The sequence below is a fragment of the Brevibacterium oceani genome (assembly GCF_013623835.1).
In the GTDB taxonomy this organism is placed as follows: Bacteria; Actinomycetota; Actinomycetes; order Actinomycetales; family Brevibacteriaceae; genus Brevibacterium; species Brevibacterium oceani.
Genome location: NZ_JABKDE010000004.1, coordinates 471,876 through 490,954, shown reverse-complemented (window position 1 = coordinate 490,954; position 19,079 = coordinate 471,876). Strand labels below are relative to the sequence as shown.

The window sequence follows — 19,079 nt, the reverse complement described above, 5'->3', positions numbered from 1 at the left end:
CACGTCAGTCCGCCCTGCTGCCACGTGTGAATACCGCTACACTGGGCACCATGGCCGACGACGACACCCCTCCTCCCCAGCGGCGCATCCGCGCCTCCGACCAGGACCGCGATGATGTCCTGTCCGTGATCACCGAGGCTGTGACGAACGGTCGCCTCGATCCCGAGGAGACGACGCAGCGGCAGGATGAGGCCATCGGTGCGAAGTTCCTCGACGAGCTCATCCCGCTCATCGACGATCTTCCCGAAGGCGACAGCCTCCACCGCAAGCTCGCCCGTCAGACCGGGCAGGCTCCCGGACCCGCAGGTCCGGGATCGGAGCTGGCTCGGCGCGGACCGACCGAACTCTCCCCCGCTGCGGAACCTGGGTCGGCCACACCGATGAACTCCGTGGCCATCATGTCCGGGCGCCAGCTCGACGTCCCGCCCGGCACCGCCGAGGTCACCACCTACGCCCTGATGGGCGGGGACGACATCGACCTGTGCGACGTCATGGGCCCCGGGGTGACGGTCGAACTGAACTCGTATGCGATGTGGGCCGGCAACGACGTCTACGTGCCGCCGGGAGTGCGCATCCGCGACGAGACCATCAACATCATGGGCGGCAACGACATCCATGGGCCCGCGCAGGGTGACGGTTCGAACGGAACCGTCATCCTCAAGGGCGTCTCACTCATGGCCGGGCACGATGTCCGGCTCGCCAAAGGCTATCGAGCAAAGGATCAGGGTCAGCTGGAATGAAGATCGGTGTACTCACCTCGGGCGGCGACTGCCCGGGCCTCAACGCTGTCATCCGCGGCATCGTCCGCAAGGGCATCCGCGCCTACGACGCCGAGTTCGTCGGCATCCGCGACGGCTGGCGAGGCCTCCTCGAGGACGACATGTTCGACATGACGATGCTCGATGTGCGAGGCCTGTCCGGACGCGGCGGCACCATCCTCGGCACCTCACGCACCCACCCCTACGAGGACGGCGGACCCGAGCGGATGCGCGAGGTCATGGCCGCCCACGGCATCGACTCTCTCATCGCCATCGGCGGCGAAGGCACCCTGGCAGGGGCCTCCCGACTCGTTCGTGAAGAGGGCATCCACATCGTCGGAGTGCCCAAGACCATCGACAACGACCTCGGCAACACCGACTACACCTTCGGATTCGACACCGCCCAGTCCATCGCCACCGAGGCCATCGACCGACTGCGCACCACGGCCGAATCCCACCACCGGTGCATGGTCATCGAAGTCATGGGACGCAACGTCGGCTGGATCGCGCTGCATGCCGGGATGGCCGCCGGCGCCCACGCGATCCTCATGCCGGAGTTCCCCGTCTCCTTCGATCAGATCTCCGCATGGGTCCGCTCGGCCCGGGACCGCGGACGTGCCCCCATCGTCGTCGTCGCCGAAGGATTCATCCCCGAAGGATTCGACTCCCAGGTCGCCGACCATGGGGTCGACAACAAGGGGCGGGTCCGCCTCGGCGGGATTGCGAACTACCTGGCCCCGAAGATCGAGGAGATCACCGGGATCGAATCCCGAGCGACGATCCTCGGCCACCTGCAACGAGGCGGCTCCCCCACCGCCTACGACAGGGTCCTGTCGACCCGGCTGGGGATGGCAGCCGCCGATCTCGCCCAGCACGGCCATTGGGGCAAGATGGCCAGTCTCAAGGGCACCGACATCGTCTCGGTCGAGATGTCTTCGGCCGTCGACAGCCTCAAGTCGGTGCCGCTGCACCGCTGGGAAGAAGCACAGGTCCTCTTCGGCTAGGACAAGCCCCACCGAGACAACGGCGGAGCACCGAGACACCTGTGCACACACAGTGATCTCGGCGCTCCGCCGTTGTCTCGACGTCCCGAACCCGGTTCCGTACAGAAGGGGCACCCACCATGCGGTGGGTGCCCCTAGTGCAGTCAGCTCTTCAGCCGCTCAGCCTCAGCTGAACGCGCCGTAGTCGTAATCCTCCAGCGGGATGGCAGAGCCGGAATCGGCTCCGATGCCCGCGTAGAAGTCGCCGTAGCTGTTGGTGAACATCTCGGCCTTGGCCTCTTCGGTCGGCTCCACCACGAGGTTGCGGTGCGACTGCAGGCCGGTGCCTGCAGGGATGAGCTTACCGAGGATGACGTTCTCCTTCAGCCCCATGAGCGTATCCGACTTGCCTTCCATCGCCGCCTCGGTGAGGACGCGGGTGGTCTCCTGGAAGGATGCGGCCGACAGCCACGACTCGGTGGCCAGCGAGGCCTTCGTGATGCCCATCAGCTCGTCACGAGCCGATGCGGGCTGGCCGCCTTCGGCGACCACACGACGGTTCTCCGCCTGGTAGCGGCCGCGGTCGACGAGCTCGCCGGGCAGCAGGTTCGTGTCGCCGGACTCGATCACGGTCACGCGACGCAGCATCTGCCGCACGATGACCTCGATGTGCTTGTCGTGGATGCCCACACCCTGCGACCGGTAGACCTTCTGGACCTCCTCGACGAGGAAGCGCTCGGCTTCACGGCGACCGCGGATGCGCAGCACCTGCTTCGGATCGACAGCACCGACGATGAGCTGCTCACCGGCCTTGACGTGCTGTCCGTCCTCGACCATCAGGCGGGCACGCTTGGAGACCGCGTGCTCGATCTCCTCGCTGCCGTCGTCCGGGGTGATGATGACGAAGCGCGTCTTGCGGCTGTCGTCGATCTTCGCCCGGCCGGTCGCCTCGGCGATGGGGGCGAAGCCCTTCGGGGTACGAGCCTCGAAGAGCTCGGTCACACGCGGCAGACCCTGCGTGATGTCACCGGTCGACGCTGCGGCACCACCGGTGTGGAAGGTACGCATCGTCAGCTGGGTGCCGGGCTCGCCGATCGACTGGGCCGCGACGGTGCCGATGGCCTCGCCGATGTCGACGAGCTTGCCGGTCGCCATCGAGCGACCGTAGTGCTCGGCGGAGATCTGCGCATCGGAATCCGCGGTCAGCACCGAGTGGACCTTGAGCTCCTCGATGCCGGCGGCCACGAGGGTGTCCACGGTTGCGGCGGTGACATCGGACTTCGCCGGGACGATGACATTGCCATCGGCGTCGGTGACGTCGTTGACGGTGAGTCGACCGTACACGCTCGTCTCGGCGTACTCGTGCGGCACGAGGTTGCCCTCGTGATCGCGTTCGGCCACCGGCAGGGTGATGCCCTTGTTCGAACCGGCGTCCGCGGTGCGGATGATGACGTCCTGGGACACGTCGACGAGTCGACGGGTCAGGTAACCGGAGTCAGCGGTACGCAGAGCGGTGTCGGCCAGGCCCTTACGAGCACCGTGTGAGGCGATGAAGTACTCGAGCACCGCCAGGCCCTCACGGTAGTTCGACACGATCGGACGCGGGATGATCTCACCCTTCGGGTTCGTCACCAGTCCACGCATACCGGCCAGCTGGCGGACCTGCATCCAGTTACCGGAGGCACCGGACTCGACCAGGCGCAGCACCGAGTTCTGCTCGGGGAAGTTCGTGCGCATGACCTGGTCGACCTTCTCGGTCGTCTCGGTCCACAGTTTGACGAGCTCGTTGCGGCGCTCGTCGTCGGTGAGCGCACCGAGTTCGTACTGCTGCTGCACCTTCGTGTCGATGGCCTCTGCCTCGGCGAGGATCTCCGTCTTCGCCTCGGGCGAGACGACATCCGACATCGCGACGGTGATGCCCGAACGCGTGGCCCAGTAGAAGCCCCCGGACTTGAAGTTGTCCAGCGTGTGGGCAACCTCGACCTTCGGGTACTCCTCGGCGAGGTGGTTGACGATCCGGCTCAGAGCCTTCTTGTCGATCGTCGAGTTCACGAACGAGTAGTCGGCAGGCAGGTACTCGTTGAACGTCGCGCGACCCAAGGTCGTGGCCACGTCCAGCGGATCACCGGCCGTCCAGCCCTCGGGTACGTCGATGTCGACACCGGGAACAACGTTCTCCAGGCGGATCGTGATCGGCGAGCCGAGGTCGAGCTCTCCGCGGTCGAAGGCCATGAGGGCCTCGCCCATTCCGGAGAATGCGCGTCCTTCGCCGGGGAGACCCTTGCGCTCGGAGGTGAGGTGGTAGAGACCGATGATCATGTCCTGCGAAGGCATGGTCACGGGCTTGCCGTCCGAGGGCTTGAGGATGTTGTTGGCCGAGAGCATGAGGATGCGGGCCTCGGCCTGCGCCTCGGGGCTCAGCGGCAGGTGAACGGCCATCTGGTCACCGTCGAAGTCGGCGTTGAACGCCGAGCACACGAGCGGGTGCAGCTGGATGGCCTTACCCTCGATGAGCTGAGGCTCGAACGCCTGGATGCCCAGACGGTGCAGGGTCGGTGCACGGTTGAGCAGCACGGGGTGTTCGGTGATGACCTCTTCGAGGACGTCCCACACCTGCGGGTGCTGACGTTCGACCATGCGCTTGGCGGACTTGATGTTCTGCGCGTGGTTGAGATCGACCAGGCGCTTCATCACGAACGGCTTGAACAGTTCGAGGGCCATGGTCTTGGGCAGACCGCACTGGTGCAGGTGCAGCTGCGGACCGACGACGATGACCGAACGGCCCGAGTAGTCCACACGCTTGCCGAGCAGGTTCTGACGGAACCGGCCCTGCTTGCCCTTGAGCATGTCCGACAGCGACTTGAGCGGGCGGTTGCCCGGTCCGGTCACCGGACGTCCGCGACGACCGTTGTCGAACAGCGAATCCACGGCTTCCTGCAGCATCCGCTTCTCGTTGTTGACGATGATCTCGGGAGCACCGAGGTCGAGCAGGCGCTTGAGGCGGTTGTTGCGGTTGATCACGCGACGGTAGAGGTCGTTGAGATCCGAGGTCGCAAAGCGACCGCCGTCGAGCTGAACCATCGGACGCAGCTCAGGCGGAATCACCGGAACGACGTCGAGGACCATGCCCTCGGGGTTGTTGTCGGTGGTCAGGAACGCGTTGACGACCTTGAGGCGCTTGAGCGCGCGAGTCTTGCGCTGGCCCTTGCCGGTGGCGATGAGCTCACGCAGCTTCTCGGCTTCGCCCTCGAGGTCGAAGTCGAGCAGGCGCTTCTGGATCGCCTCGGCACCCATGGCACCGGTGAAGTAGAGACCGAAGCGGTGGAACATCTCGCGGTAGAGGCTCTCGTCACCTTCGAGGTCGTTGACCTTGAGGTTCTTGAAGCGGTCCCACACCTGCTCGATACGGTCGACCTCACGGTCGGCGTTCTTGCGCAGCTTATCCATTTCCTTCTCGGCGGTGTCACGCAGCTTCTTCTTGGCCTGGGCGGTGCCGCCCTCGGCCTCGAGCGCTGCGAGATCCTCTTCGAGCTTCTTGGCACGACGGTCGATGTCGGCGTCACGGCGGGTGCCGATCTGCTGCTTTTCGATGTCGATCTTGTTCTGCAGGCTGGGCAGATCGCGGTGACGGGAGTCCTCGTCGACCGAGGTGATCATGTAGGCGGCGAAGTAGATGACCTTCTCGAGGTCCTTCGGAGCCAGATCCAGCAGGTATCCCAGACGGGAGGGAACACCCTTGAAGTACCAGATGTGGGTCACGGGAGCGGCGAGCTCGATGTGGCCCATGCGCTCACGGCGCACCTTGGCACGGGTCACCTCGACGCCGCAGCGTTCGCAGATGATGCCCTTGAAGCGGACGCGTTTGTACTTTCCGCAGGCGCACTCCCAGTCGCGGGTGGGTCCGAAGATCTTCTCGCAGAAGAGTCCGTCCTTCTCCGGCTTCAGGGTGCGGTAGTTGATGGTCTCAGGCTTTTTCACCTCACCGTGTGACCAGCCGCGGATGTTCTCCGCGGTGGCAAGACCGATGCGCAGTTCATCAAAGAAATTGACGTCAGGCACGTAAATCCTCTTTCCTGGCGATGAACGAATCGTTCATCAAAAAGTTGTGTCGGTTGAAGTGGAAGTCCTCAGACTTCTTCTACGGTCTGTGCTTCGCGGCGGGAGAGGTCGATGCCGAGCTCTTCGGCGGCACGGTAGACCTCGTCCTCCGACTCGCCCATCTCGACCTGGCCGCCGTCGGAAGAGAGAACTTCGACGTTGAGGCACAGGGACTGCATCTCCTTGATGAGGACCTTGAACGATTCGGGGATTCCCGGATCGGGCAGGTTCTCGCCCTTGACGATGGCTTCGTAGACCTTCACACGGCCTGGGATGTCATCGGACTTGATCGTCAGAAGCTCCTGCAGAGTGTAGGCGGCGCCGTAGGCCTCGAGGGCCCAGACTTCCATCTCACCGAAGCGCTGACCACCGAACTGCGCCTTACCACCCAGCGGCTGCTGAGTGATCATCGAGTACGGCCCGGTCGAACGTGCGTGGATCTTGTCGTCGACGAGGTGGTGGAGCTTGAGCATGTACATGTAGCCGACGGAGATCGGGTACGGGAACGGCTCACCGGAGCGGCCGTCGAACAGCTGCGCCTTGCCCGAATTGTCGATGAGGCGGTCCCCATCGCGGTTCGGGGTCGTCGAATCCAGCAGTCCGCGCAGCTCCTGCTCGTGCGCACCGTCGAAGACCGGGGTGGCCAGGTTCGTGCCGGCCTCGGCTTCGCGAGCGGCCTGCGGCAGCTCGGCGGCCCACTCGGGGTTGCCCTCGATCTTCCAGCCCTGCTTCGAGATCCACCCGAGGTGGATTTCGAAGACCTGACCGATGTTCATACGACGCGGCACGCCGTGCGGGTTGAGGATGACGTCGACGGGGGTTCCGTCGGCGAGGAACGGCATGTCCTCGACCGGCAGGATCGTCGAGATGACGCCCTTGTTGCCGTGACGGCCGGCCATCTTGTCGCCGATGGTGATCTTGCGGCGCTGAGCCACGTAGACGCGGACCATCTGGTTGACGCCGGGCGAGAGCTCGTCGTCGTCCTCACGGTCGAAGACGCGGACACCGATGACGGTGCCGATCTCGCCGTGGGGAACGCGCAGCGAGGTGTCGCGGACCTCACGGGACTTCTCACCGAAGATCGCACGGAGCAGACGCTCCTCCGGGGTCAGCTCGGTCTCACCCTTCGGGGTGACCTTGCCGACGAGGATGTCGCCGTCGGTGACCTCGGCGCCGATGCGGATGATGCCGCGGTCGTCGAGGTCGGCCAGTGCGTCGGGCGAGATGTTCGGGATGTCCCGCGTGATCTCCTCGGCGCCGAGCTTCGTGTCGCGAGCATCGACTTCATGCTCCTCGATGTGGATCGAGGAGAGCACATCGTCCTGAACGAGGCGCTGGGAGAGGATGATCGCATCCTCGTAGTTGTAGCCTTCCCAGGACATGAACGCCACGAGGAGGTTCTTGCCCAGAGCCATCTCACCGTTCTCGGTGGACGGTCCGTCGGCGAGGACGGCGCCGGTCTCGACGCGGTCTCCCTCGTCGACGAGGATGCGCTGGTTGTACGAGGTGCCGTGGTTCGAACGCTTGAACTTCGAAGCCTTGTAGGTCAGCTGCGTTCCGTCGTCGGCGAGGACGGTGACGTAGTCGGCAGAGACCTCGGTGACGACACCGGACTTCTCAGCGACGATGACGTCACCGGCGTCGACGGCGGCACGGTATTCCATGCCGGTGCCCACGACGGGAGACTCGGCCATCACCAGCGGCACGGCCTGACGCTGCATGTTCGCACCCATGAGGGCGCGGTTGGCGTCGTCGTGCTCGAGGAACGGAATCAGAGCCGAAGCCACAGACACCATCTGACGTGCTGAGACGTCCATGAAGTCGATCTGGTCGTACTGGACCAGCTCGGCCTCACCGCCGCCGCCCTTCGGACGGGCCAGGACCTCGACCTCGGCGAAGCGCTGCTCGTCGGTCAGCGGCGCGTTGGCCTGCGCGATGTTGAACTCGAGCTCGTCATCGGCGGTCAGGTACTGCGTCTGGTCGGTCACCACTCCGTCGATGACCTTGCGGTACGGGGTCTCGATGAAGCCGAACGGGTTGATGCGCGCATAGGAGGCCAACGAACCGATGAGGCCGATGTTCGGACCCTCAGGGGTCTCGATCGGGCACATGCGGCCGTAGTGCGAGGGGTGCACGTCACGGACTTCCATGGCGGCGCGGTCGCGGGAGAGACCGCCCGGCCCCAGAGCCGAGAGGCGACGCTTGTGGGTCAGACCCGCCAGCGGGTTGTTCTGATCCATGAACTGCGAGAGCTGCGAAGTGCCGAAGAACTCCTTGATCGCAGCCACCACGGGGCGGATGTTGATCAGGGTCTGCGGGGTGATCGCCTCGACGTCCTGGGTGGTCATGCGCTCACGCACGACGCGCTCCATGCGGGACAGACCCGTGCGGATCTGGTTCTCGATGAGCTCACCGACGGCGCGGATGCGACGGTTGCCGAAGTGGTCGATGTCGTCGAGCTTGACGGACAGGTCGACCTCTTCGCCGTCGCGCGTGCCCTTGGCAGTCTCCACACCGGCGTGCAGGGAGACGAGGTAGCGGATGGTGGCCACGATGTCCTCGGTGGAGAGCACCGAATCGGACAGCGGTGCTTCGACGCCGAGCTTGCGGTTGACCTTGTAGCGGCCGACCTTCGCCAGGTCGTAGCGCTTCGGGTTGAAGTACAGGTTGTTGAGCAGGTTGCGGGCGGCCTCGGCGGTCGCCGGCTCTGCCGGGCGCAGCTTCTTGTAGATGTCGAGCAGCGCTTCATCCTGCGTGTTGACGGTGTCCTTGGCCATCGTCTCGCGGATGGATTCGAACTCGCCGAACTCCTCGAGGATCTTCGCTTCGGTCCAGCCGAGGGCCTTGAGCAGAACGGTCACGGACTGCTTGCGCTTGCGGTCGAGGCGGACGCCGACCTGATCGCGCTTGTCGACCTCGAACTCGAGCCAGGCACCACGGGAGGGGATGATCTTCGCGGAGAAGATGTCCTTGTCCGTGGTCTTGTCGACGCTGGATTCGAAGTAGGCGCCGGGCGAACGGACGAGCTGCGAGACGACGACGCGCTCGGTGCCGTTGACGATGAACGTGCCCTTGTCGGTCATGAGCGGGAAGTCACCCATGAACACGGTCTGGCTCTTGATCTCGCCCGTGTTGTTGTTCATGAACTCGGCGGTGACGTAGAGCGGTGCCGAGTAGGTCATGTCGCGCTCTTTGCACTCGTCGATCGAGTACTTGGGAGCTTCGAACCGATGCTCGCGGAACGACAGCGACATGGATCCGCCGAAGTCTTCGATCGGCGAGATCTCTTCGAAGATGTCCTCGAGTCCCGAGGTCGTCGCGACGGAGTCATCTCCGATCTCAATGGCCTCGGCGACGCGGTCCTGCCACGCCTCCGATCCGATCAGCCAGTCGAAGCTGTCCGTCTGCAGACCGAGCAGATCGGGAACCTCGAGAGGTTCGCGAATCTTCGCGAAGGAAATTCTCTTGGGGGGATTAGCGGTCCTGGTGTTGTCGTTGGCGGCGGCCAATTGGTTCCTTCCGAGTGCTTCACCATCTGATACTTCGTCTGCCCACTCGTCTTCGCTTCGCCGAGCCGAAGGTGTGTCGGATTTCGACTCCCGGCATCGACGTGGTTCACTTGAGTGGAAATGACGTGCCCCCCGCTATATGAAGGCACACCACAGGCAGAACGATGCAAATATCAAGCTTATAGCATCTGGTCAAGTCTCGCAAGATCGTGTCAGTCAAGGATCTTCTTCCACAGACCGACCCAGCCCACGGCCGCGAATCCCGCTCGATCGTTGATCGCGAGCATCCACGAATTCTCTGCCGCATTCCAGGTGTAGACGCGCTCGATCGGCGAATCCCGACGGAGCGCGGCATGGTTGGCGATCTTCAGCCTCGCCCCGAGTCCGTGCCCGCGATGTTCGCTCCTGACGAGGGTGGCGCCCTGATAGGCCACATTCGGCCGCCCCGCATAGCTGACCACCTCGGTGAAGCCCACCCCCTCACCGTCGAGCAGCGCCAACGCCGTCTGAGTCCGCCCACCCGCGAACTCGCGATCGGCTTCGAGCGCGCGCACACGGTCTCCGTCCCACTTCGACTCGTCATAGAGTTCGGCGGCGCCGGGAACATCGGTCGACATCTTCTGCCGCAGCAGCGCGATCGCCTCGACGTGCTCGACCGGGGTCGGTCCCGCCCACGTGCGGATGGTGTAGTCGTCACCGGCCGCTGTACCGTCGGGTGCCTCGGAGGTCGTCTCGTCGCCGGTCGCAGAGCTCATCTCAGGCACGGGCACACCTGCTTCGCCTTCGATCGCAGCGCCCTGGATGCGGGCGGCCGAGCATCGCTCGATCTGCTGGAGGCGGTACCCGCTGTGCAGTGCGAAGGCGACCTCGCCGTGGTCGGCGGGCAGGCTCCCGGTGCCGGCGGCAGCGGCGATCCGAGGCCGGCGAGGGTCGGCGGAGAAGTCCAGTGCGGGCATCTCGCACCACGCGTTCATCCTCGTCCTGCCGTCCTCTCTCAGTTGCGTCTCCATAACCGTGAGCAGCTGGGTGCCCAGACCGTGACGCCGCGCCTCGGGCAGGACACCGGTGTAGACATCGGCGACGTCGGTGTTGTCGCTCAGGCTGAGATAGGCACCGGACTTGGCGACGAGGCGGCCTTCGATGCGCCCCAGCCAGATCTCGTGGGAGGTGAAGGCGTCACTGCGCACGAGTTTGCCGCGCACCGACCCGGGCAGCGGATCGAAGTCGGAGCCGAACCCGAGGGCGCGATTGATCGCCCGGTCGAATTCGACGATCTCGGCCAGCAGCTCGTCGACTTCAGGATCGGCGAGATCACCGGCCCGTATCCGTGTGATCTCCATGCGTGCACTCCGCAACTTCCGCGTCTCCGAGGCATCTGCGCCCCCTCGGGCTGACAGCCGATGACAGACATTCTAGACTCCGACCATGACGCGAGTGAATGTCCTCACCTTCTCCCCCGCCGAGGTCAACTGCGGGATCATCGCCGGCCGTGATCGCATCCTCCTCGTCGATGCCGGACCCGGCCCCACGGCCGCGGCACGCATGGTGGACAGTGCGGGCCGCCTCGGCGAGGAGATCGACGGCGGCGGGCAGGAACTCGACCTCGTGATCACCCACGATCATTGGGATCATTTCTTCGGCGCCGCCCCCGCCGTCGCCGCGGGGGTGAGCACCGTCCACGCATCCTCAGCGTTCTCCGCCGATCAGGAGGCCACCTCGTGGATCGCTCTCGACGCGGTGCGCGGCGGTGAGGCGCCGGCGGACTATCGCAGCGAGCTGCCGAGCGATCCGGCCGAACTCGTCGTCGACGTCTCCCCCGTCGACGGCGACGACGGAGCGATGGGCCATCTCGATCTCGGCGGCTGCCCGGTCGAATTCCACGTCCTCGGCGGGCATTCCACCGCCGATCTCGTCGTCCGTCTGCCGGAGCTCGGGATCGTCTTCACCGGCGACCTCGTCGAGGAAGCCGACCCGCCTCAGGCGGGCGCCGATTCCTCACTGAGCGAGTGGGCCGCCAGCCTGCGGATCCTGCTGTCCTTCACCGAGGCGAAAGTCCTCGTCCCCGGTCACGGAGTTCCGGTCGATCGGGACTTCGTGGCCCGGCAGCTCGACGATATCGAGGGGCTGAGAGCCGATCAGGGCGACACCGAGGTGGCCCTGCCCGCCCGGGCCATGCCCGGTGATCCGGACCGCGCGGTTCCCCGGGAGATACGACTCGCCTGAGACCCGTCCCGGGCACGGGCGTCGGCCGTCGGGTGCCGGGGTCAGTCCAGGTCTGAGCGATGCCGGTGCAGCTCGCTGACGAGGTCGCCGCCGATCGCCCCGAAGAGCGTGTCGGACCATACGCTCGCAACCTCGACATAGGGCCGGTCCCCGTCATAGATCCACTGCAGTTCTCTGCGGCCCCGCAGATCATCGAGGCAGGCCTGGCACACGGGCACGCGCACGGTGCGGCCGGCCTCGGCGTCGGCGATGACCCGCTCGGCGGCTGCGGCCTCACCGTGGAGCGGATTGATCGTGCACAGGCTCTGCGCCAGAACGCCCCCGTTGCCGGCTCGGGCACCGCGGGACCCGAGCCCTCGTCGGGACCCGAGCTTCGCCTCGGCGATCTCCCGTCCTGCCTGCCGCAACAGGACCATCGCTCCGGCGAGATCGATGCGCTCTGCCTCCTCATCGTCGACGATTCGGCGGGCGATCCGGTAGGCATCGAGCCCGCGTTCGACGCGAGCGGAGTCAGCGGCGGCAAGGCTGCGGGTCTGCAGGTCCTCGATCTCGGCGGCGAGCTGCAGGGTCTCGGAATCGATGGTCTCGCGCAGGGATCGGCGCTGCAAGGTATCGACGCGGTCGAGCAGCCGCCCGGGAAGCTGGAACTGCTGCTGGGTCCGGCGGGCAAGCACGCGCCGACGACGGCTGCGGAAGAACCAGACCCCGGCGATGACGACCGCGAGGACAAACACCGCGACACCGAGGAACAGGCTGGCGAACGAACCCGAACCGTCGACGGTCGTCACTTCGCTCGACTGCCCCTCCTGCACGGTCGACGTGTCACCGTTCGGGGCGGACTGGGGATCGGCGTAGAGGTCGAGCAGCGTATTCAGCTTCGTCGTCGACGGCGAACTCACGTTCCAGTCGCTGCGGGCGATCGTCAGCTGCTCCATGACCTGCATCTGCAGTTCGTGCTGGTCCTCGAAATGGATGTCGACGGCGATGTCGGAGCCTCCGTTGATCATGACGTACGACCCCTGACCGCCGTGGTGGACCTTGATCTGTTCGAGCAGGTCGGTATCGACGTGGTCCGTGTCGACGGCGATGACGTAGACGTCGAAATCGGCCTTCTGCGCGGTCGCCTCGGCTTTGTCGATCAGTGTCGGGTTGAGATCTCCGGCCACGGAATCCTCGACGTAGAAGGGATCGGTCTGCAGCGCCTCGGCGATCTGCTGTGCATCGATGCTCACGACTTCGTCTCTCCCCTCTTCACTCTTCTCCAGATCAGCATTCCCGCGGCGCCGACTGCCCCGCCGACGATGATGCCGAAGACGATGCCGGCCGCGGTGGAGCCGTACCCGTAGCGGAGGTCCCGCGGATCATTCGTCCGCTCTTCGGCGGCGACGATCGGATTCCCCTCACGGTCGAGGGACCGCGAGTATGCGTCCTCTGGGGGCACCGCCTCGGCGGCGGCGAGTGCACGCACATAGGCAAGCGCCTCGGTCGAGGCATTGTCGTCGATATCGGTCGCCGGCCTCTCATCGAGCTTGCGGACGGCACCCTTGTCACCGATTCCTTCGACGGTGTTGCCGATGACGAGCACTGTCGCCCGGTCGTCGGGCAGCTCCGCTGCGATCCGTGCCGCGAGGATGTCACCGTCTCCGTCGGCGTCATCGAGGTCGGAGGTCGAGAGGAATGCCACATAGATCGGGATGTCGAGGGCGTCGAGCTCGGAGCGGATGGCGTCGAGGTCGGCATCGTCGACGTCGAAGGCCTGATAGCCGTCGATGTGGATCGGGTCGGCGGCGAAGGAGTCGACGATCGCTTCGTACCGGGAACGGTCGTAGTCGGCGTCGTGTCGACCTTCGATGCGGTCGGTGTAGATCGAGTCGACGGAGATTTCGTCGCTCTCCTCAGCGGCGATGCGCGCACCCCGTGCCTCGTCGAACTTCGAGACGCTGAACATCGTCGCCGCAATGCTCACGAGCGCGAGGATGACTAGCGCGATTCCCCATTCCCACCATCTCGTGCTCAGCACCTTCATCGTCGCCCCCTGCTCATATTCGTTCTGAGGGTGTGCGCAGTGGGTGGGACGTCCGTGGTCGAAGTGTCCGGACATCCCGACTCGAGGAGCACGTCTTCGAGTGGTTGGAAGCTGCCGAAACCGGAATGGGCATAAGCGTCGTCGCGGAGATAGTAGGGCACGGGCCGTTTCGATCCCGGGCGCTTGGGCACCATGAGCCGAGCAGGTTCGTGCCCGGCCTCGACCTCGGTGCGACAGTCGGCACACAGGTCCACCGTGAGGTTCGTCCCCTGCTGGCGGAGGACGAATTCTTCGATGCCTTTCGTGTGGTGAGGGAACAGGAAGCAGAAGCCGGGCGGTTCGGTGCGCGTCCGCTGCCGCGAACGCAGTTGTGCGCGGACCCAACGATCGGTGCTGATCAGGGTGTTGACAGCGTGACGGTGGGCGAAGTCGGGACTGTCCGCCCAATCCGGGTGGTTGTCGATGAGGAGGGTGAGCGCATCCTGGACTCGTCGACCGCGGTCGTAGACGTCCCAGATTTCGGTGACCGCCTCGGCGGGTTCGGGAAGGGGTTCGAGTACCGCGTCGGCACGATCGGTCAGGGCCCGGGAGCGGACGAGTTCCGGCTGGGTCGTCAGCGCGGTCTTCCAGGAATACCGTTCGCGTCGGCGCATCAGCCAGGCGCCCAGGCCGAGGGCGGTCACAGCGACAGCGCCGAAGACGAGAGCGTCGGGGTTGCCGAGGGTGAGTCCGGTGGCGGAGATGTAGTCTTCGTGACGGTCGCCGGTCTCGCGGGTGTCGAAGTCGGGAGCGGCTGGGGCGTCGGTGCCCTCTGCAGCGGCGACGAGGGTCTTCAGCTGGTGCGGCACGGCCAGCTCGACGGGCAGGAAATCGTCGCTGGCCGATCGGGTGAGCTGTCGGGATTCCGGCGGGATCGCCGGCCCATTGTCATCGACGAGGTAGGCCTGCGTCTTCGCGCCGCCGCCGGCTTGGGAGAAGAGGACGAGCGTCTGTTCCGCGCCGCGTTCCTCATGCATCGTGTAGGCGAGGTCCGAGGAGAATCGCATCCAGTCGTCATCGGAGCCGATCGGAACCTCCGAGACGATGGCGATGAAATGGGGCAGACCGGTCTGCGCGGTCTCCGCTGAAGCTCGTTCGATCGCGCTCACCTGGCGGTCGGTGAGGCCGGGGGCGATGATCTCATCGATATAGATTCGATCCCCGGCCCAGGCGTCGAGGATTCTCGATCGCAGCTCCTGCAGCGCCGAGGCGGCGGTCGTCTTCTCTGTCACAGTTCAAGGATATGGTGCCGACGGCGGCTTCTCCGACTGTGTGCGTACCGGATCTGCAACACCGGCTCGATGTTCGTGACGGTTCGCCGCTGACGACGGCGCGACCTCCATGACGGTTCGACACTCAAGAGATGCGAAGAACCCCACAGTGCAGGACTGTGGGGTTCTTCGTCGTCAGGCGGCGATCGATGATGCCGCCTGCGGAATCACTTGAGGGTGACGGTGGCGCCGGCAGCCTCGAGGGTTTCCTTGGCCTTCTCGGCGTCTTCCTTCGAAGCGCCTTCGAGGACGGCCTTGGGGGCTCCGTCGACGAGGTCCTTGGCTTCCTTGAGTCCGAGGGAGGTGAGTCCGCGAACTTCCTTGATGACGGGAACCTTCTTCTCGCCGGCCGATTCGAGGATGACGTCGAATTCGGTCTGCTCTTCGGCGGGAGCGGCGTCTCCGCCACCGGCTGCGGGAGCGGCGGCAACGGCGGCCGGGGCGGCAGCCTCAACGTCGAATTCCTCTTCGAACTTCTTGACGAACTCGGAGAGTTCGATGAGGGTGAGCTCCTTGAAAGCTTCGATGAGCTCGTCGGTGGTGAGCTTAGCCATGGTGGCTAGTCCTTCCTGTTTTGGTCACCTCAGGTGACCGGGTTTGGTTGGGGGTGATGCTCAGGCGTCGGAAGCAGGAGCGTCGTCCTGCTTCTCGCGGAGGGCATCGACAGTGCGCGCGGCCTTGACCAGCGGAGCGGTGAAGAGGTAAGCCGCCTGGTGGAGGCTTGCCTTCATGGCACCTGCTGCCTTTGCAAGCAGCACTTCGCGGGATTCGAGGTCGGCGAGCTGGTTGACCTGCTCGGGGCTGAGTGCGGCTCCATCGAAGTAGCCGCCCTTCACCACAAGCTTGTCGTTCGCCTTGGCAAAGTTACGCAGAGCCTTGGCAGCCTCGGGGGGTTCGCCGTTGACGAACGCGATCGCGGTGGGCCCGTTGAGGTGCTCATCGAGACCGGTGATCCCGGCTTCCTTGGCTGCAATCTTGGTCAGCGTGTTCTTTACCACGGCGTAGCTGACGTTCTCACCGAGAGAAACGCGCAGTTCTTTCATCTGCGCGACGGTGAGACCGCGGTACTCGGTCAGCAACACAGCGTCGGAGTTCTCAAACTGCTGTTTGATCTCCTCGACTGCGGCTGCCTTGTCTGGCCTCGCCATGGTGTTCCTTTCATAAGTCGTCCGGTCTTCCCCGACAACGCAAAAAGCGCTCCACGCAGGAAGGCGTGAAACGCTTGATCGATGAGAGCGTGGCACTCATCGAGAAGAATCTCGAGCTCACCTGCGCGGGTCACTCACTGGGAGTCTTCGTCTGCGGGCATCGAGATTCGATGGCGAATTCCGATGGATCCACAGAGACCGACGGTCTTGGGTGGTTTGAGTCTATCGAAACTCCCCGCAACAAGTCCAATCCGCCCATTTGCTACCTGACGGCGGCCCAGCACCCTCGCGCGAGGTTGCTGGGCCGCCGTCGGGTAGTTCTGGGATGCGGTGGTCGGTTGCGGTCAGTATTCGATGACGACGCGGCCGTCGATCTTGCCGTGCTCCATCTCGTCGAAGATCGCATTGATGTCCTCAAGCGGACGCTTCGAGAACGTCGGGTGGATCTTGCCGGCGGCGTAGAACTCGAGCGCTTCGACCATGTCCTGGCGGGTGCCGACGATCGATCCGCGGATCGTCAGTCCCTTGAGAACGATGTCGAAGATCGGAGCCGGGAAATCACCGGGCGGCAGTCCGTTGAAGACGATGGTGCCGCCTCGGCGGGTCATGCCGATCGCCTGCCCGAACGCCGCCGGGTGCACGGCGGTGACAAGGACGCCGTGGGATCCGCCGATCTTCTCCTGGATGATCTCGGCCGGGTCCTCGGCGAAGGCGTTGACGGTGATCTCCGCGCCGTGCTTCTTCGCCAGGGCGAGCTTGTCGTCGGCGACGTCGACGGCGACGACGCGCATGCCCATCGCAACGGCATACTGCACGGCGATATGGCCGAGTCCGCCGATTCCGGAGATGACGACCCACTGTCCCGGCTGCACCTCGGTGCGCTTGAGGCCCTTGTACACGGTGACGCCGGCGCAGAGGACCGGGGCGATCTCATAGGGGTCGGCGCCGTCGGGGATCGCGGCGGCGAACTTCGTGTCGACGAGCATGTACTCGCCGAACGATCCGTCGACACCATAACCGCCGTTGACCTGGGATTCACACAGCGTCTCCCAGCCCTGGCGGCAGTGCTCGCACGTTCCGCAGGCCGTCCACAGCCAGGCGTTGCCGACCATCTGTCCAACCTTGACATCGGTGACGCCCTCGCCTACCTTCTCAACGGTGCCGACACCTTCGTGCCCGGGGATGAGCGGGACCTTCGGTTTGACCGGCCAGTCACCGTGGGCGGCGTGCAGATCGGTGTGGCAGACTCCCGAGGCGATGAGTTTGACGAGGGCCTGACCTGGGCCGGGTTCCGGGATCGCGTTGTCTCCGACAGTGAGGTCCTTGCCGAAGTCCTCGACGACTGCTGCTTTCATTCCTGACATCATTCGCTCCTTTGAGACGATGGTGGATTTCGTGATCACACGGGGTTTGAGAATGTGGCCGACACACCCGACGGCGGCCCAGCAACGTGGCGCCAGGTAGCTGGGCCGCCGTCGGGTAGCAATTGGGTCAGAAGAAGCCCTGAGCGTTGTCGGAGTAGCTGACGAGCAGGTTCTTCGTCTGCTGGTAGTGGTCGAGCATCATCAGGTGGTTCTCACGTCCGATGCCCGAGGCTTTGTACCCGCCGAAGGCCGCGTGGGCCGGGTAGGCGTGGTAGTTGTTCACCCACACACGCCCCGCCTGGATGTCCCGGCCGGCACGGTAGGCGGTGTTTCCATTGCGGGTCCAGACTCCGGCGCCGAGGCCGTAGAGCGTGTCATTGGCCGTGGCCAGAGCATCGTCGTAGCCGGAGAATGTCGCCACCGAGACGACAGGGCCGAAGATCTCCTCCTGGAAGATGCGCATCGTGTTCGAGCCCTTGAAGATCGTCGGCTGCACGTAGAAGCCCCCGGCAAGATCACCGTCGAGCTCGGCCTTCGCTCCGCCGGTGAGCACCTCGGCACCTTCCTGACGGCCGATGTCGAGGTAGGACATGATCTTCTCGAACTGGTCGTTCGAGGCCTGTGCGCCCATCATCGTGTCGGTGTCGAGCGGGTTGCCCTGGACGATCTTCTGGGTCCTGGCCACGACCTTCTCGAGGAAGGGGTCGGCGATCGAGTCCTGAATGAGTGCGCGGGACGGGCAGGTGCAGACCTCACCCTGGTTGAGGGCGAACATCGTGAAGCCCTCCTGGGCCTTGTCCGCGAACGCATCGTCCCGATCCAGCACATCTTCGAAGAAGATGTTCGGGGACTTGCCGCCGAGTTCCAAGGTCACCGGGATGATGTTCTGTGAGGCGTACTGCATGATCAGACGGCCCGTGGTCGTCTCACCCGTGAACGCGATCTTCGAGATCCGCTTGTTCGACGCCAGCGGCTTGCCGGCCTCGAGACCGAAACCGTTGACGACGTTGAGCACACCTTCGGGCAGCAGATCAGCGATGAGCTCGACGAGGACGAGGATCGAAGCCGGGGTCTGTTCGGCGGGCTTGAGGACGATTGCGTTGCCTGCGGCCAGCGCCGGGGCGATTTTCCACACGCCCATGAGGATCGGGAAGTTCCACGGGATGATCTGTCCCACGACGCCCAGGGGCTCGTGGAAGTGATAGGCCACGGTATCCTCGTCGATCTGTGACAGTCCGCCCTCCTGCGCACGGATGGCGCCGGCGAAGTAGCGGAAGTGGTCGACGGCCAGAGGCAGATCGGCATTGAGCGGCTCGCGGATCGCCTTCCCGTTGTCCCAGGTCTCGGCGACGGCGATCATCTCGAGGTTCTCCTCGATGCGATCGGCGATCTTGTTGAGGATGTTCGCGCGCTCGGCCACCGAGGTCTTTCCCCAGGACGGAGCTGCCTTGTGTGCCGCGTCGAGGGCGAGTTCGATGTCCTCGGCGGTGCTGGCCGGAATCTCGGTGAACACCTGACCGGTGACCGGGCTGGGATTCTCAAAGTAGTTCCCATTGACCGGGGGCACCCACTGTCCGCCGATGAAGTTCTCGTAGCGGGGCTTGAAGGTGACGAGCGATCCGTCCTGACCTGGCTGTGCGTAGACAGTCATTGCAACTCC

13 protein-coding genes are annotated in these 19,079 nt (G+C 64.8%); 3 read left to right on the top strand and 10 right to left on the bottom strand.

Annotated features, from left to right (window positions below; genetic code table 11):
- Positions 1–50 precede the first annotated feature (50 nt).
- Together HK401_RS11660 and HK401_RS11655 are read left to right on the top strand one after the other, a co-directional pair.
- Positions 51–740 carry a DUF1707 SHOCT-like domain-containing protein gene (locus HK401_RS11660; protein WP_181274824.1) on the top strand — a complete coding sequence of 230 codons (690 nt, stop codon included), beginning with the start codon at positions 51–53 and terminating at the stop codon, positions 738–740.
- Positions 737–1,762 carry an ATP-dependent 6-phosphofructokinase gene (locus HK401_RS11655; RefSeq protein WP_181274823.1) on the top strand — a complete coding sequence of 342 codons (1,026 nt, stop codon included), beginning with the start codon at positions 737–739 and terminating at the stop codon, positions 1,760–1,762. The genes HK401_RS11660 and HK401_RS11655 overlap by 4 nt, the downstream gene beginning before the upstream one ends.
- A 165-nt stretch (positions 1,763–1,927) precedes the next feature.
- Here HK401_RS11655 and HK401_RS11650 read toward each other — a convergent pair whose 3' ends face one another.
- The 3 genes from HK401_RS11650 to HK401_RS11640 all read right to left on the bottom strand — a co-directional run bounded on the left by HK401_RS11650 (position 1,928) and on the right by HK401_RS11640 (position 10,688).
- Positions 1,928–5,800, bottom strand: coding sequence for a DNA-directed RNA polymerase subunit beta' (locus HK401_RS11650; protein WP_181274822.1), 3,873 nt, complete (start codon positions 5,798–5,800; stop codon positions 1,928–1,930).
- Between the two features lie 68 nt (positions 5,801–5,868).
- Positions 5,869–9,348, bottom strand: a complete 3,480-nt coding sequence (rpoB, locus tag HK401_RS11645) for a DNA-directed RNA polymerase subunit beta (RefSeq protein ID WP_181274821.1) — start codon at positions 9,346–9,348, stop codon at positions 5,869–5,871.
- Between the two features lie 212 nt (positions 9,349–9,560).
- Positions 9,561–10,688, bottom strand: coding sequence for a GNAT family N-acetyltransferase (locus tag HK401_RS11640; RefSeq protein ID WP_181274820.1), 1,128 nt, complete (start codon positions 10,686–10,688; stop codon positions 9,561–9,563).
- Between the two features lie 85 nt (positions 10,689–10,773).
- On the opposite strand from HK401_RS11640, the gene HK401_RS11635 reads away from it, so the two are divergent.
- A complete protein-coding gene (locus HK401_RS11635) occupies positions 10,774–11,571 on the top strand; it encodes an MBL fold metallo-hydrolase (RefSeq protein WP_181274819.1) in 798 nt (265 codons plus the stop codon).
- A 41-nt stretch (positions 11,572–11,612) separates the two neighbouring features.
- On the opposite strand, the gene HK401_RS11630 is transcribed toward HK401_RS11635, so the two are convergent.
- The 7 genes from HK401_RS11630 to exaC all read right to left on the bottom strand — a co-directional run bounded on the left by HK401_RS11630 (position 11,613) and on the right by exaC (position 19,070).
- On the bottom strand, positions 11,613–12,803 hold the full coding sequence (locus tag HK401_RS11630; protein WP_181274818.1) for a hypothetical protein: 1,191 nt from the start codon (positions 12,801–12,803) through the stop codon (positions 11,613–11,615).
- Complete coding sequence (locus HK401_RS11625) at positions 12,800–13,597, bottom strand: hypothetical protein (RefSeq protein ID WP_181274817.1); 798 nt, start codon at positions 13,595–13,597, stop codon at positions 12,800–12,802. The genes HK401_RS11630 and HK401_RS11625 overlap by 4 nt, the downstream gene beginning before the upstream one ends.
- Positions 13,594–14,868 carry a hypothetical protein gene (locus HK401_RS11620; RefSeq protein WP_181274816.1) on the bottom strand — a complete coding sequence of 425 codons (1,275 nt, stop codon included), beginning with the start codon at positions 14,866–14,868 and terminating at the stop codon, positions 13,594–13,596. Before HK401_RS11620 ends, HK401_RS11625 begins: the two co-directional genes overlap by 4 nt.
- Positions 14,869–15,074: 206 nt before the next feature.
- The gene (gene rplL / locus HK401_RS11615; protein ID WP_181274815.1) at positions 15,075–15,461 is read right to left on the bottom strand and encodes a 50S ribosomal protein L7/L12; all 387 of its coding nucleotides are present in this window, start codon (positions 15,459–15,461) and stop codon (positions 15,075–15,077) included.
- A gap of 60 nt (positions 15,462–15,521) precedes the next feature.
- Complete coding sequence (rplJ, locus tag HK401_RS11610) at positions 15,522–16,055, bottom strand: 50S ribosomal protein L10 (RefSeq protein WP_166970600.1); 534 nt, start codon at positions 16,053–16,055, stop codon at positions 15,522–15,524.
- A gap of 344 nt (positions 16,056–16,399) precedes the next feature.
- Positions 16,400–17,419, bottom strand: a complete 1,020-nt coding sequence (gene adhP / locus HK401_RS11605) for an alcohol dehydrogenase AdhP (protein ID WP_181274814.1) — start codon at positions 17,417–17,419, stop codon at positions 16,400–16,402.
- Between the two features lie 127 nt (positions 17,420–17,546).
- Complete coding sequence (exaC, locus tag HK401_RS11600) at positions 17,547–19,070, bottom strand: acetaldehyde dehydrogenase ExaC (RefSeq protein ID WP_181274813.1); 1,524 nt, start codon at positions 19,068–19,070, stop codon at positions 17,547–17,549.
- Positions 19,071–19,079 lie beyond the last annotated feature (9 nt).